The sequence below is a fragment of the Cellulomonas sp. P2_B4 genome (assembly GCF_056404795.1).
In genome coordinates, this window is the sequence record NZ_JBFUDI010000084.1 from 1 (window position 1) to 567 (window position 567).

The 567-nt window shown below is 68.8% G+C and carries 1 protein-coding gene; it reads right to left on the minus strand.

Annotation, left to right across the window (positions count from 1 at the left end):
* Positions 1 to 176: 176 nt before the first annotated feature.
* Positions 177 to 567 (minus strand): hypothetical protein (locus AC1DZC_RS20220; RefSeq protein ID WP_477044530.1); only part of this gene is annotated, 391 nt, incomplete at its 5' end.

Below are 567 nucleotides of genomic sequence, written 5' to 3' on the forward strand. Positions count from 1 at the left end.
ATGCGCTTGACCGGTCCTTGCCACACCGCGCTGATCGCACGCGCATCGCCCACCGCGAAGAAGGGCGCGAGCTGTTCCTTTTCGCGCGCGGCCCAGGCCTTGGCGATCACTTCGGGGCCGATCCCGGCAGGGTCGCCCATGGAGACCGCCAGTGGCGCGATCATCGCAAGCGCCCCTTAGCGATATTCGATCACCGCATCGCGGCGAAGATCGCGCAGCACGCCCTGCGCGCGCAGGTTGACGCGTGCCTGCTCCATCTGTGTCTGGACCTGCTCGGCCTGAGGCGCGGCGGCGACCTGCGGGTCATCGCGACCGCACAGCACCAGCGTACGGACGCCTTCCGTGGGCGATCCGAACCACGGCGTCGCCTCGCCGACCTGCATCTTCAGGATCATCTCCTGCAGACGGACGGGCAAGTCGCGCGCCTTGACCGAGGCGTTATCGACCACTTCGGCATTCAGCTCGGCCGCGACCTTCGCCACGTTGCCGCACCCGCGCATCGCCCGCGTCGCGGTTTCCAGTGCCGACACGCGGCTGGTAGCCGATGCCTGAGTCGTGCCCTCGGGG